Raw genomic sequence first — 13,593 nt, 5'->3', positions numbered from 1 at the left:
CGCGGGCTCCGCCTCCGGCTCGACCTGCCGCTCCCCGGCCGCCACCGCACCAAGCACCTCCGGCTCCCGCTCCGCGGGCGCCCCGCCAGGTGCCGCCGCCTCCGGCTCCGCGGGCTCCACCTCCGGCTCCCGCTCCGCGGGGTCGGCACCGGCCTGCGCCTGCGCGCCGGGCGCCTCCGGCCCCCGCTCCGCGGCCTGCGCGCCGGGCGCCTCCGCCCGCGGCTCCGCCTCCGCGCCGCGCGCCTCCGGCTCTGCGGCCGTCGCCTCCGGCTCTGCGGCCGCCGCCTCCGGCTCCGCCTCCACCGCCTCCGGCACCGCGCCGCGCGCCTCCGGCTCCGCGGCCATCGCCTGCGGCTCCACCGCCACCGCCTCCACCGGCTCCGCCTCCGGCTCCACCGCCTCCGGCGCCCCACCCGGCGCGCCGAGCGCGTCCAGATCCACCGGTCGTTCCTCCGGGTTCACCCGTACTCCTCTTCCTCAGCGCGGGCCCGGTCGGCCTCGGCCGCTTCCGCCGCCTTCTCCACCGACCCGCCCGTCCACCGCACGGTGAGCGCCCCCAGCGCCTCGGCCTGCTCGAACTGCACCGAGGCCTCCCGGTACAACTCCAGCAGCGCCAGGAACCGGGCCACCACCTCGATGGTGTGCTCGCAGTCCGAAACCAGCTCGCCGAAGGTCGCGGTCCCGGCGGACGCCAGCCGCACCCGCAGCACCGCCGCGTGCTCGCGCACCGACACGCGGCCCATGTGCAGGTGGTCGAGCGACACCGTGGGCGGCGGCTTCGGCCGGAACACCGCCAGCGCGATCTCCCGGAACTTCTCCGGGCTCACCCCCAGCATGACCTCCGGCAGCAACCCGAGGTACCGCTCCTCCATCGCCACCGAGCGCGGGTACCGGCGCAGCGCCCCGGCCTCCAGCTCGGCGAACAGCTCCGCCACCTGCTTGTACGCCCGGTACTGCAGGATGCGCGCGAACAGCAGGTCCCGCGCCTCCAGCAGCGCGAGGTCCTCCTCGTCCTCGACCTCGGCCGCGGGCAGCAGCCGCGCGGCCTTGAGGTCGAGCAGCGTGGCCGCGACGACGAGGAACTCCGTGGTCTCGTCCAGGTCCCAGTCCGCCCCCAGCGCCCGCGTGTAGGCGATGAAGTCGTCGGTGACCTGGTGCAGCGCGACCTCGGTGACGTCGAGCTGGTGCTGCGAGATGAGCTGCAGCAGCAGGTCGAAGGGCCCCTCGAAGTTCGACAGGCGCACCTTGAACTTCGCAGCCGGGCTCTCTTCGGCCCCGGGCTCCGGCTCAGCAGCCTGAGCCGGTTCCCCTGGACTGGTCACGACCCGGTGGCTTCCTCACTGTCGAACTCGTGCTCCCGCAACCGCTGCACCAGCACCGAGTCCGGCCCGTGCTGCTCGAAGTCGGCGAGCAGCACCGCGACCGCCTCGCGCACCAGGCGCCCGCGGTCGATCACCAGTCCGTGCTGGGCGCGCAGCGCGAGCCGCGCCTGTTCCATCGCGACCAGTTCGTCACCCGAGACGTACACGGTGATCTTCGAGTCGTGCTTCTGCCGTCCGGACCCCCGCCGCGTCGCGGCGCGGCCGAGCTGGTCCCGCTGCGGGTCCGCGGGCTTCTCCGGCGCGGACGGGGCCGGCACGGGCTCGAGCGCGGGACTGCTGGTCAGGCGGAAGAGTTCCGAGGCCCCGGGCAGGGAGGCTCGCCTGCTCACCGAGCGATCACCTCGCGGGCCAGCGCGCGATACGCCATCGCGCCGGCGGACTTGGGCGCCCAGCGGGTGATCGGCTCACCCGCCACGGTGGTCTCGGGGAACCGCACGGTGCGGTTGATGACCGTGTCGAACACGGTTTCACCGAACGCCTCCACGACCCGCGCCATGACCTCTCTCGAATGGAGGGTGCGGGGGTCGAACATGGTGGCGAGGATGCCGGTGATGTCCAGTTTGGGGTTCAAGCGCTCGCGTACCTTCTCGATCGTGTCGATCAACAAAGCCACGCCACGCAGGCTGAAGAACTCGCACTCCAGCGGGATGATCACGCCGTCGGCGGCCGTGAGCGCGTTCACCGTGAGCAACCCGAGCGATGGCTGGCAGTCGACCAGAACATAGTCGTAGCCCGACAGCACCGGTTGCAGGACCCGGAGCAACGTGTGCTCGCGCCCGACCTCGGCGACGAGCTGCACCTCGGCGGCAGACAGGTCGATGTTGCTCGGCAGCAGGTCCATGCCCTCGACGCTGGTGTGGCGCAGCACGTCGTCGGCGGTCACGGAGCGTTCCATGATCGCGTTGTAGACGGTGCGGTCCAGCTCGTGCGGCTGCACGCCGAGGCCCACCGACAGCGCGCCCTGCGGGTCGAAGTCGACCAGCAGCACGCGGCGGCCGTACTCGGCCAGCGCGGCGCCGAGGTTGATCGTCGAGGTGGTCTTGCCGACCCCGCCCTTCTGGTTGCACATCGCGAGCACGGTCGCGGGACCGTGCTTGTCGAGCAGCGGTGGGTCCGGTATCTCCCGCAGCGGTCTGCCGGTCGGTCCCACCAGTGGTTTCCCGTTCACCTTGCCGGGCTGCACGGCCGTGTCCACAGCCTCGGGCTCTCCCTCTGTCGCGATCTTCAAATCAAGGTTCGCGGCCGCCGACCTGGCAGCGACCGTCCGGTCCGATGGCTGCTGCTCTGTCGACATGGCGCGAAAACTCCTCGTTCGACGGGTCCGCTGAAGCCTATTGCGCGGGGCGATTGTCGCCAAAGCGGCTCGCCGAGATCGTTCGGGTTCTACCCGAGCGCTCGAGGATGAGCCGTAGCATATATCTCACGGAGCGTGTTCACCGTGACGAGGGTGTAGACCTGGGTCGTGGTCACCGAAGCGTGCCCGAGCAGCTCCTGGACCACCCGGACGTCCGCACCGCCCTCCAGCAGATGGGTCGCGAAGGAGTGACGCAGCGTGTGCGGCGAGACGCTGGCGGACAGCCCGGCGCGTTCCGCGTTCGTCTTCAGCACCTGCCACGCGCTCTGCCGCGAAAGGCGGGTGCCGCGCGCGTTGAGGAACAGCGCAGCCGTCCCCCTGCCCCGCGAAGCGAGCACCGGGCGGGAGCGCACGAGGTAGGCCTCCAGCGCCTCGACGGCCGGCCTGCCGATGGGCACCAGCCGCTGTTTGCCGCCCTTGCCGTCGAGCAGGACGGTGCGCTCGGTCCGGTCGATGTCGCCGAGGTCGAGCCCGACGGCTTCGGAGATCCGGGCACCGGTGGAGTACAGCAGCTCCAGCAGCGCGCGGTCGCGCAGCGGGCGTTCGCCGTCGGCGGCGGGCATGTCGAGCAGCCGCAGCACGTCGTCCACCGGCAGCGCCTTCGGCAGCCGTTTCGCCGCCGCGGGCGGCCGGACCTCGCGCGCCGGGTCGTCCTCGGTGAGGCCGTCGACGTGGGCGAAGCGGTGCAGCCCGCGCACCGCGACGAGGGCCCGCGCGGCGGAGGACGCGGCGAGCGGCGGGTGCTCGTCGTCGCCCTCGCGCAGCGCCGCGCCGAAGCCCGTCACCTCGGCTTCGGTGATCCGCCGGAAGTCGGTGACGCCCTGCCGCTCGAGGTGGGCGGCGTAGCGGCGGAGGTCGCGCGCGTAGCTGTCCAGCGTGTTGCGGGCGGTCCCCCGCTCGACCGCCAGGTGATCGAGGTAGGCCGCGACCACCTGGGTCACCGGGAGACCGCCCGAGTTCGCCACGCGCGCCACCCTAGCCGGGTGACAGCGGTAGCGGAACGGTTACCGAGAGCGCTTCGCGAAGGTGTGGGGACGGTCTCGCCACTCCGCGTCGGCCGGGCGGGCAGCCGCCGCGCCCGTCAGCACCGCGTGCGCGGCGAGCACACCGGCGACGGTGGCGCCGTTGACCAGTTCCCCGGCCAGCGCCATGCGCACCGCCTCGGCGAGCGGCACCTTGTGCACCACGAGATCGGCTTCCTCGTCGTCGTGCCCCAGCTCCGCGCGGTCCACTTCGGACACCCCGCGGGCGAGGAACACCCGCACCACCTCGTCGGTGAACCCCGGCGACGCCGCGACGTCGACGAGCGTCTCCCAGCGCTCGGCCTCGACGCCCGCCTCCTCGACCAGCTCCCGCTTCGCCGCCTCCACCGGGGACTCGCCCTCGGCGTCGAGCAACCCGGCGGGCAGCTCCCAGATGCGGCGGCCCAGCGGGTGCCGGTACTGGTGGATCAGCGTCACCGCGCCCTCGTCGTCGACCGCGCAGATCGCGACGGCGCCGAGGTGCTCGACCACCTCGCGCTTGGCGACGGAGCCGCCCGGCATGCGCACGTCGTCGACCCGCAGCCCCACCACGTGTCCGATGTGGACGTCCTGGGAGGACACGACCTCGAACTCGTGCTCCCCCGGCGCCATCAGCGCACGCCCGTGGGCTCGGGCAGCTCGACCGGCAGCCGGTCGGCGGTGCGGTACTTCACGGCGGCGGCGATGAACGCGTCGAACAGCGGGTGCGGCCGGGTCGGGCGGCTCTTCAGCTCGGGGTGCGCCTGCGTGCCGACGAAGAACGGGTGCACCTCCTCCGGCAGCTCCACGAACTCCACCAGCCGGTCGTCCGGGGAGGTGCCGGAGAACACCAGGCCCGCGTCGGCCAGCTGCTTGCGGTAGAAGTTGTTGACCTCGTAGCGGTGCCGGTGCCGCTCGGACACGTTCGTGCTGGCGTAGGCCTTCGCCACCTGCGAGCCGGGCAGCAGCTTCGCCGGGTACGCGCCCAGGCGCATCGTGCCGCCCATGTCGCGCTCGCCCGCGATGACGTCCTTCTGGTCTGCCATCGTGGAGATCACGGCGTGCTTGGTGCCCTCGTCGAACTCCGCCGAGTTGGCGCCCTCGATGCCCGCGAGGTTGCGCGCCGCCTCGATCACCATGCACTGCAGGCCGAGGCACAGGCCCAGCACCGGGATGCCGCGCGTGCGGGCGTAGGTGATGGCGCCGATCTTGCCCTCGATCCCGCGCACGCCGAACCCGCCCGGCACGAGCACACCGTCCACATCGGACAGGGCCTGCGCGGCGCCGGACGGCGTGGTCGCGAGGTCGGAGGCGACCCACTTGATCTCGACCTTGGCGCGGTGGGCGAAGCCGCCCGCGCGCAGCGCCTCGGTGACCGACAGGTAGGCGTCGGGCAGGTCGATGTACTTGCCCACCAGCGCGATCCGGACGGTCTCGGACGGGTTGTGCACGCGGTCGAGCAGGTCGCCCCACACCGTCCAGTCCACGTCGCGGAAGGGCAGGTCGAGGCGGCGCACGACGTAGGCGTCCAGCGCCTCGCGGTGCAGCACCTTCGGGATGTCGTAGATGGACGACGCGTCGGGGCACGCGATGACGGCCTCGGTGTCGACGTCGCACATCAGCCCGATCTTGCGCTTGAGGTCGTCGGGCAGGTCGCGGTCGGCGCGGCACACCAGCGCGTCGGGCTGGATGCCGATGTTGCGCAGCGCGGCCACGGAGTGCTGGGTGGGCTTGGTCTTCAGCTCGCCGGAGGGGGCCAGGTAGGGCACCAGCGACACGTGCAGGAAGAAGCAGTTGTCGCGGCCGATCTCGTGCCGCACCTGGCGGCAGGCCTCCAGGAACGGCAGGGACTCGATGTCGCCGACGGTGCCGCCGACCTCGGTGATGACCACGTCGGGCCGCTGGCCGGTGCCGTCGGACTCCGCGACCGCCATGATGCGCCGCTTGATCTCGTCGGTGATGTGCGGGATGACCTGGACGGTGTCGCCGAGGTACTCACCGCGCCGTTCCTTGGCGATGACCTCGGAGTAGACCTGGCCCGTGGTGACGTTCGCCGATCCGGTGAGGTCGCGGTCGAGGAACCGCTCGTAGTGCCCGATGTCGAGGTCGGTCTCGGCCCCGTCCTCGGTCACGAACACCTCGCCGTGCTGGAACGGGTTCATCGTCCCGGGGTCGACGTTGAGGTACGGGTCGAGTTTCTGCATCGTGACCCGGAGGCCACGCGCGGTAAGGAGTTGACCCAGGCTCGAGGCCGTGAGTCCCTTACCCAGGGAGGAGGCGACGCCTCCGGTGACAAAGACGTACTTGGCTGTCCGCGGCTGAAGTCCCACGGGCTTCCACCTTATCGCACGAGGACCCGGACGCGCCGCTGCCTCGCCCACGTAGTTCGATGTGAGCAGGAACGATGCCCGAAGGAGAGGCCCCGTCGTGTCGGGAAACACCTGGACCGCCCCCACCGCCCCCGGCCCGCTGGACGCGAGCGTCCGCGTCCCCGGCTCGAAGTCGATCACGAACCGGGCGTTCGTGCTGGCGGCGCTGTCGGCGGCTCCGACGCTCGTGCGCAGGCCGCTCGACTCCCGCGACGCCCGGCTGATGCAGGGCGCGCTGACCGCGCTGGGCGGCGGCGTGGAGCGGCGCGGGGACGACGTCCTCGTCTCGCCGCTTGCGCCGGAGGGCACCGAACCGGCGTCCGTGGTGCTCGGCAACGCGGGCACGGTCGCGCGGTTCACCCCGGCGCTGGCGGGCCTGGGTTCGCGGCCGGTGCTGTTCGACGGGGACGAGGCGATCCGCCGCCGTCCCATCGCGCCGCTGCTGCGGGCGCTGCGTGACCTCGGCCTGGACGTCGAGGACGAGGGGCGCGGCGCGCCGCCGTTCACGGTGCGCGGGCACGGCGGGATCGCGGGCGGCAAGGTCGAGCTGGACTCCAGCGCGTCGAGCCAGTTCCTGTCGGCGCTGCTGCTGGCCGCGCCGGCGTTCGAGTCGGGCGTGACGGTGCGCCTGGTGGGCGACGCGCCGCCGAGCGAGCCGCACATCGCGATGACGCTGGACCTCTTGCGCCGCTTCGGTGCCGCGCCCGAACGGTCCGGTGTGGAGTTCCACGTGCCCGCGACGGCGTTGAGCTGCCCGGAGTACGAGGTGGAGCCGGACCTGTCGACGGCGGCCCCGTTCGTCGCCGCGGCGGCGGTCGCCGGGGGCACGGTGCGCGTCGAGGGCTGGCCGCAGCACACCACGCAGCCGGGTGACTGGCTGCGCAGCCTGCTGACCGAGCTGGGGCAGCGCGTGGAGCTGGACGAGACCGGCCTGACCGTCACCGGTACGGGCGAGGTCCGCGCCGCGCGGCTGGACCTGCACGAGGTCGGCGAGCTGACGCCGGTGGTCGCGGCGATGCTGTGCTTCGGCGACGGGCCTTCGGTGATCTCGGGCGTGGCGCACCTGCGCGGCCACGAGACCGACCGGCTGGCGGCGCTCGCGACGGAGCTGTCCGCGCTGGGCGCGGGGGTGACCGAGACCGCGGACGGCCTGGCGATCACCCCCGCCCCGCTGCACGGCGGCGTGTTCCACACCTACGAGGACCACCGGCTGGTGATGGCGGCGGCCGTGCTGGGCCTGCGCGTGCCGGGCGTGGAGGTCGAGGACCCGGAAACGGTGGGCAAGACGTTCCCCGAGTTCACGGCCACCTGGCAGGCGTTGCTGGGCTGACGCCTCAGCCGACGGCGGCCGGTCCGTGTGTCAGCGATGTTCCGTCGAAGGTCCAGGTCGTGACGGCGTCGTTGCCCGGGCAGCAGGACGGGTCGGATTCGGCGAAGAACTTCTCATGAGCCGTAATCCGGCCCGGCTCGATCTCGATGCTCTCCACGAACGGTTGCGCGAGCCCCGGCACACGCGGGTGGACCGCGGTGATCGCCCCGATCGACCGGTACACCCCGGAACTGCCGTCGAAGATGAGAAACCCTCGGCTGATGACGGCGCTTCCGCCAGCCCCTTCCGGCACGCAGTAGACGTCGATCCCGGCTTCCTCCAGACCGTCTCCTGTGAGGTCCCCGTAGGTGGGCCTGCGGTCGCCGAGGCCGTAGATGAGGTTGCCCCACTGTTCATCGACGACCGTGGCGGTGCCGTCGTGCAACTGCACTGGTTGCGGCGTGAGGCAGAGATCTCCCGGCACCACGGCTTCCGCCCAATCCACGGTCGCCAGGTCCAGCGGCGCGGGACCGGGGTTTTCCGTGTGGCCACATGCGGCCAGGACGAGCAGCAGGCTCGCTCCCAGGATCGCCCTGGTCATGACGATCCGGGCCTGCACTGCGATTCGCCCTGCAGTTCCGCACCCACGACGGGAGCGGAACGGGGCGGCTGTTGGTCGAACGAATCGTCGTCGACGTACAGTTTCGTCTTCGGGTTCCGGTGCCCCAGGGAAATCAGCGGTTCCTCCGGTGTACCCACCGAGTAGGTGTAGTGCTGACCGGAGACGATGTATTCGATTTCAAGCTCCCAGGCGTAGGAATGGCGACAGGAAAGAGCCCTCACCACGATCTGGGCCTGGTCGGTGCCCGAGACGGTGAAACCTGTGCCCAAGGGCTGTTTCTTCGGTGGTGCCACGGGTTCTTCCTGCACGCTCTGGACTCCTTTGTCCACTACGCGGCCGCCTTCATCGAGATGGGCTTCGAAAAGCCGGATGTCGATGCCGCCACAACCGCCCCCACCTGCGTTGAGGATCCAGGAGACCTCACTGTCGATCGTCCTGAAGATCTTCGTCCGCAACCCCACGACCTGGGCTGTACTCGCGTCCTTGGTCGCCAGCGCCACGGTCAGGTTCCCTTAGGAAATCGCTGCCGGTGATCCGATGAGGCCGTCCTGCATCGCGACGAGCGTTTTCTCGTCGCAGGCGTTCAAGGGTGGCCAAGCGACCCTGCTCGCGGCCAGCGGCTGGTACCCGAGAGCGCTGTCCAGCGGCGGGCGTACCCGCCTCAGCCGACGGCGTCGGCGAGGCGGTGCACCTGGTCGGCATCGGGCGACCAGCAGTACAGCATCACCTCGTCGGCGCCGAGTGCGGTGAACTCCGCCACCGCGGCGCGGATCGCGGCGGGGGTGGTGAGCATCCGCTCGGCGTTCTGCGCCGCGAAGTCGCCCGCGAAGCCGTAGTAGTCCACAATAGCCGCCTTCGCTTCGTCCACTGTGGACTCACCGCCGAGTGCGACGTTGACCTGTGCCACCATCTTCGGCTTCCCGGCGCGCCCCGCTTCGGCCCAGGACGTGCGGACGTGGTCGAACAGCCGTGCGGCCCAGGCGATCGGCGCCGCGCACAGGAACCCATCGCCCCAGCGCGCGACGCGGTCGAGAGCCGCTTCGGCGAAGGCGCCGAACAGCACCTCCGGACCGCCTTCGCGCGCGGGTGCGGGGCCGACCGGGCCTCCGGCCCAGATGTCGCGCATGATCTTCATCTGTTCGTCGAGCCGCCGACCACGCGTGCGCAGGTCGGCGCCCACCAGGTCGAACTCGTCGGCGCGGCCGCCGACACCGAGGCCGAGGGTGAACCGGCCGCCGGAGAGCCGGTCGAGGGTCGCGGCCTGCTTGGCGAGCAGGACGGGTTCGCGCAGCGGGGCGAGCAGCACCTCCGTCTGCAGCCGGACGCGGCTGGTCGCCCCGGCGAGCGTCGCGAGGGTGACGAGCGGCTCCGGGTTGTCGTACGTGAGCCGGTCGAGCAGGCCCAGTGTGGTGAACGGGCCTTCGTCGGCGCGACGGGCCCAGGTGAGCAGCGCTTCGGGACGGGCGATGGGCAGGCCGAGGCCTACGGACATGAGGAAACTCCCCCGTTTTCGAGCAGGACGGGTTGTCGTGCCGCCCCTCCTCGTCCCGCCTCGTGGCGGGTGCTCCGATTCTGCGGCGTCCTTCCGCGGAGCGTGGTTCAGTGGAGTGATCACGACGCTAGCAAAGGAGAGTTCCGTGTCGCCAAGGGTTTTCCGCTTCGGCCTGGTCGTCGGTCCCCGGCAGCCGGCGCCGGACTGGGCCGCGCTCGCCCGGCGGGCCGAGGACCTGGGGTTCTCGACCCTGCTCGTACCGGACGGTACCGGGGCCCTGTCCCCGTTCCCGGTGCTCGGCGGTGCCGCCACGGTGACCGAGCGCCTGCGGCTGGGCACGTTCGTGCTCGCCGTGCCGCTGCGCCCACCGGGTCTGATCGCCTGGGAGGCCGCCTCGCTCGACCGGTTCTCCGGGGGCCGGTTCGAGCTGGGCCTGGGCGCGGGGCGGCCGGACGCGGCCCGCGACGCGGAGGTGGTCGGCGTCCCGTTCGGCACGGCGGGCGAACGGGTGCGGCAGGTCGCGGAAACCGTCGACACCGTCGACCGGTTGTACGCCGAAGGCACCTTCGAAGGCAGGCGTCCCCCGGTGATGATCGCCGGAGGCGGTGACCGGCTGCTGTCGGTCGCAGCGCAGCGGGCCGACATCGTGGCGGTGCACGCGGACGGCAGCGAACGCGGCCTCGGCGAGAAGCTGCGGCTCGTGCGGGACGTGGCCGGGAACCGCTTCGACGCGCTGGAGCTGAGCGTCAACGTCTTCCACATCGGTGACGGGGAGATGTCCCCGCTGGTGCGCCTGTTCGGCATCGATCCCGCGACCGCCCAGGACAACCGCCACGTCTCCGTGCTCAACGGCGACACCGCCACGGTGATCGACACGCTGAAGCGCCGGCGCGACGAATTCGGCGTCTCCTACGTGACGATCAACGCCGCCACGCTGGAGACCGCCGCTCCCGTGGTGGAAGCCCTGTCCGGGACCTAGAGCAGCCGCAGCTGCGTCTCGCGTGGCCGGGCCTTCGGCACCACGTCCCCGATCCGCTGCACGCCGTCCCCGAGGTCGGCGAAGAACCGGGACACGGCGGCCGGGCGCCCGGCCCGCGACGCGGCGTGGCTGAGGTAGAGGTGCCGCTGCGCCCGCGTGATCCCGACGAACAGCAGCCGCCGCTCCTCCGCCAGTTCCTCCTCCGCCGGCTCGGTTCCCGGCCACCGCAACGGCAGCAGCCCGTCCTCGCAGCCGACGACGAACACGACCGGGAACTCCAGCCCCTTGGCCGCGTGCAGGGTCAGCAGCGACACGCGGTCCGCCCGCGGGTCCCACGTGTCCACCTCGACGCCCAGCGACAGCTCCGTCCGGAACCGCGCGAGGTCGTCCCCGCACTCCAGCGCCAGCGGGGTCAGCAGGTCGACCGCGGTGTGCACCTCGGCCTCCTCCGCGCCCCGCCCGAGCACGACGTCCGCGGCGCGCCGCACCCGGTCCAGCACGGTACCGCCCGCGTACGCGAGTTCGGCGAGGATCTCCTCGACGCCCGGCCGTTCCGCGAGCCGGTCGTGGGAGCGCTTCTGGAACGGCAGCCCGGCCTGCGTGAGCGCCTCCACCACCGCCCGCGCCTGCCGGTCCGTCCGGTACAGCACCGCGAAGTCCGAGAAGTCGAGCCCCTGACTGCCGTCGCCGACGACGCGCCCGCTGTCGAGCGAGTGGAACGACGCGCCGCCGAGCAGCTGGTCGATCGTGCGGGCGACGAACGCGCCCTCCGCGCGCTCGTCCGCGGCGTGGTGCACGCCCACGAGCGCGTCGCCGTGTTCGCCCATCGGCCGCAGCTCCCGCCCCGGCACGAGCGTGCCCGGCTCGATCGCCTTCAACGCCGTGCCGAGGATGTGCGGGTTGGACCGGTAGTTGCGCGTCAGCTGGACCGTGCGCGCCGACGCGAAGTCCTGCCGGAACCGCAGGAAGAACCCGACATCGGCGCCGCGGAACCGGTAGATCGCCTGGTCCGGGTCGCCGATCGCGGTCAGGTTCCCGTCCGGCGGCGCGAGCAGCCGCAGCAGCCGGTACTGCTGTTCATCCACGTCCTGGTACTCGTCGACGGCGATCCACCGGAAGCGCTCGCGGTAGGCGGTGACGAGCGCCGGATCGGCCTCCAGCAGGGCGACCGGCAGCGCGACGAGGTCGTCGAAGTCCACGAGATCCTGCTGCCGCAAGGCTTTCGTGTACCGCTCGGCGAGTTCGTCCGGCGTTCCCGTGCGGCGGGTGCGGGACAGCTCCGCGAGCGCGCGTCGCGCACCGGCCTCGTCGCCGGTGACCTCGGCGAGCACGGCGAGCTGCCGGGCGTGGTCGGCGATGCCGAAGTCCGCGCTCAGCCCCGCCCGGTCGTGCTGCTCCCGCAGGATCCGCACGCCGAGCGAGTGGAACGTGGCGATGGTCAGGCGCGGCGCGTGGTCCGGCACGAGCGCGGCGAGCCGCTCGGCCATCTCTTCCGCGGCCCGGCGGGTGAACGTGATCGCGAGGCACTGTTCCGGCGGGACGTCGCGTTCGGACACCAGGTGCGCCAGCCGGTGCGTCAGCGTCCGCGTCTTGCCGGTGCCCGGGCCCGCGATGATCAGCAGCGGTCCCCCGCCGCTGCCCGCGGCGGCGCGCTGGTCGGGGTCGAGGCCGTCGAGCAACCCGCCGTTGTCCGGCGCGGCGGGCCGGGCTTCCGGCGCGCTCACCGGCGCCGCCACCGGTTTCCGCGCGGGCTTGGCGGGTTCCTCGGGCGTGGCGAACAGCCCGTCGTCGAACAGGCCGATCGTCGTCGAGCGCTTGATCTCCGCCGGGTCGAACAGCCGGATCACGCCGTACTCGCCGTCGTACCCGGCCTCGCGGATCACCTCGCCACGCCGCAGCCGGCGCACCGCCTCCCCCAGCAGCGGCGACCGCGTTTCGAGGTCCTCGGCCGGCACGTCCCGCAGGATCGTCAGCTCCGGTCCGAAGGTGGCCGTGAGCTTGTCGATCTCGCCGAGCACCTTCTTGCTCTTCGGTCCCACGCCGAGGATCTCGCTCATGATCTCCGGCAGCGGCACGAGGTTTTCGAAGGCGGCCGCGCCTGGCGGCCGCACGGGTGCGGGCCGGTCGGCGAGGTCCTCGACGCGACTGAGGACGCCGACGGTAAGCGCTTTCCCGCACTCCGGGCACCGGCCGCCGTGTGCGCGGGTCTCCTCCGGCTCCATCCGCACCCCGCACTTGCGGTGCCCGTCCACGTGGTACTTCCCCTCCTCGGGGAAGAACTCCAGCGAGCCCGCGTGCCCGTTCCCGGTTTCCAGCGCGCGTTTCACCGCGAAGTAGTCGAGCTCGGTGTCGAACAGCGTCGCCTCACGGCCGAGCATCGGCGGGGAATGCGCGTCGGAATTGCTGACCAGCCGGTACTTGTCGAGGCCCGAAACGCGCCAGTTCATCTCGGGATCGCTGGACAGACCGGTCTCCAGCGCGAAGACGTGTCCGGCGAGATCGGCGTAGCAGTCCTCGATCGCGTCGAAGCCGGATTTCGAGCCCAGCACGGCGAACCACGGGGTCCACACGTGCGCGGGCACGAGGTAGGAACCGGCGCCGCTTTCGAGCGTGATCTCCAGCAGGTCGCGGGAATCCAGCCCGAGGATCGGGCGCCCGTCGGAGCCGAGGTTGCCGATGCGGCCGAGCTTGCGGTTGAAGTTCCCGGCCGCCTCGAAGTCCGGCACGTAGACCAGGTGGTGCACCTTGCGGGTGCGCTCGTCCCGTTTGTAGATCGTGGAGATCTCGACCGAGAGCATGAACCGGACATCCGCCGCCGCGCACGTCGGTGGCAGCCGGCGGCGGATGTCCGCGTCGAGGTCCGCACGCAGCCGGAACAGCCCCGGCTCGGCCGGTTCGAGGTTCTCCCGCAGGTGCTCGAACCAGGCGGGATGGGTGAAGTCACCCGTGCCGACGAGTGCGATGCCCTTGCGCCGCGCCCACCACGTCAGGTGTTCGAGGTCGCAGTCGCGGCTGCACGCGCGGGAGTACTTCGAGTGGATGTGCAGGTCGGCAACAAAACGCACCCGCGGCATCTTGCCAGAAA

The 13,593-nt window shown here is 71.9% G+C and carries 12 protein-coding genes; 2 read left to right on the top strand and 10 right to left on the bottom strand.

The features are described 5' to 3' along the window. Positions 1-458 precede the first annotated feature (458 nt). The 6 genes from BMZ92_RS24940 to BMZ92_RS24915 all read right to left on the bottom strand — a co-directional run bounded on the left by BMZ92_RS24940 (position 459) and on the right by BMZ92_RS24915 (position 6,067). The gene (locus tag BMZ92_RS24940; protein WP_091512112.1) at positions 459-1,322 is read right to left on the bottom strand and encodes a segregation and condensation protein A; all 864 of its coding nucleotides are present in this window, start codon (positions 1,320-1,322) and stop codon (positions 459-461) included. Further along, positions 1,319-1,711 carry a cobyrinic acid a,c-diamide synthase gene (locus tag BMZ92_RS24935; RefSeq protein WP_091512110.1) on the bottom strand — a complete coding sequence of 131 codons (393 nt, stop codon included), beginning with the start codon at positions 1,709-1,711 and terminating at the stop codon, positions 1,319-1,321. The genes BMZ92_RS24940 and BMZ92_RS24935 overlap by 4 nt, the downstream gene beginning before the upstream one ends. Beyond that, positions 1,708-2,676: a ParA family protein gene (locus tag BMZ92_RS24930; protein WP_091512107.1), complete on the bottom strand. Its 969-nt coding sequence runs from the start codon at positions 2,674-2,676 to the stop codon at positions 1,708-1,710. Before BMZ92_RS24930 ends, BMZ92_RS24935 begins: the two co-directional genes overlap by 4 nt. Before the next feature lie 89 nt (positions 2,677-2,765). Continuing rightward, a complete protein-coding gene (xerD, locus tag BMZ92_RS24925) occupies positions 2,766-3,668 on the bottom strand; it encodes a site-specific tyrosine recombinase XerD (protein WP_091512344.1) in 903 nt (300 codons plus the stop codon). A 72-nt stretch (positions 3,669-3,740) separates the two neighbouring features. Further along, entirely contained in the window at positions 3,741-4,373 is a 633-nt protein-coding gene (locus tag BMZ92_RS24920) for an NUDIX domain-containing protein (RefSeq protein WP_091512342.1), read from the bottom strand. Beyond that, complete coding sequence (locus BMZ92_RS24915; RefSeq protein ID WP_091512105.1) at positions 4,370-6,067, bottom strand: CTP synthase; 1,698 nt, start codon at positions 6,065-6,067, stop codon at positions 4,370-4,372. Before BMZ92_RS24915 ends, BMZ92_RS24920 begins: the two co-directional genes overlap by 4 nt. Positions 6,068-6,164: 97 nt before the next feature. On the opposite strand from BMZ92_RS24915, the gene aroA reads away from it, so the two are divergent. After that, a complete protein-coding gene (aroA, locus tag BMZ92_RS24910) occupies positions 6,165-7,436 on the top strand; it encodes a 3-phosphoshikimate 1-carboxyvinyltransferase (RefSeq protein WP_091512103.1) in 1,272 nt (423 codons plus the stop codon). A 4-nt stretch (positions 7,437-7,440) separates the two neighbouring features. On the opposite strand, the gene BMZ92_RS24905 is transcribed toward aroA, so the two are convergent. The 3 genes from BMZ92_RS24905 to BMZ92_RS24895 all read right to left on the bottom strand — a co-directional run bounded on the left by BMZ92_RS24905 (position 7,441) and on the right by BMZ92_RS24895 (position 9,529). Beyond that, positions 7,441-8,016: a hypothetical protein gene (locus BMZ92_RS24905; RefSeq protein ID WP_143249935.1), complete on the bottom strand. Its 576-nt coding sequence runs from the start codon at positions 8,014-8,016 to the stop codon at positions 7,441-7,443. Then, the gene (locus tag BMZ92_RS24900) at positions 8,013-8,537 is read right to left on the bottom strand and encodes a hypothetical protein (RefSeq protein ID WP_091512099.1); all 525 of its coding nucleotides are present in this window, start codon (positions 8,535-8,537) and stop codon (positions 8,013-8,015) included. Before BMZ92_RS24900 ends, BMZ92_RS24905 begins: the two co-directional genes overlap by 4 nt. Positions 8,538-8,698: 161 nt before the next feature. Beyond that, entirely contained in the window at positions 8,699-9,529 is an 831-nt protein-coding gene (locus BMZ92_RS24895; RefSeq protein ID WP_091512098.1) for an LLM class flavin-dependent oxidoreductase, read from the bottom strand. A gap of 145 nt (positions 9,530-9,674) precedes the next feature. Here BMZ92_RS24895 and BMZ92_RS24890 point away from each other — a divergent pair, with 145 nt between their 5' ends. Beyond that, entirely contained in the window at positions 9,675-10,508 is an 834-nt protein-coding gene (locus BMZ92_RS24890; protein WP_091512095.1) for a TIGR03621 family F420-dependent LLM class oxidoreductase, read from the top strand. On the opposite strand, the gene BMZ92_RS24885 is transcribed toward BMZ92_RS24890, so the two are convergent. Beyond that, positions 10,505-13,582, bottom strand: coding sequence for a UvrD-helicase domain-containing protein (locus tag BMZ92_RS24885; protein WP_245783236.1), 3,078 nt, complete (start codon positions 13,580-13,582; stop codon positions 10,505-10,507). The two genes, BMZ92_RS24890 and BMZ92_RS24885, sit on opposite strands and share 4 nt — an antisense overlap. Between the last annotated feature and the right edge of the window lie 11 nt (positions 13,583-13,593).

This window comes from Amycolatopsis sacchari (assembly GCF_900114035.1).
Classification (GTDB): Bacteria; Actinomycetota; Actinomycetes; order Mycobacteriales; family Pseudonocardiaceae; genus Amycolatopsis_E; species Amycolatopsis_E sacchari.
The sequence above is the reverse complement of the archived record's forward strand: the minus strand, read 5'-3'. Positions and strand labels throughout refer to the sequence as shown.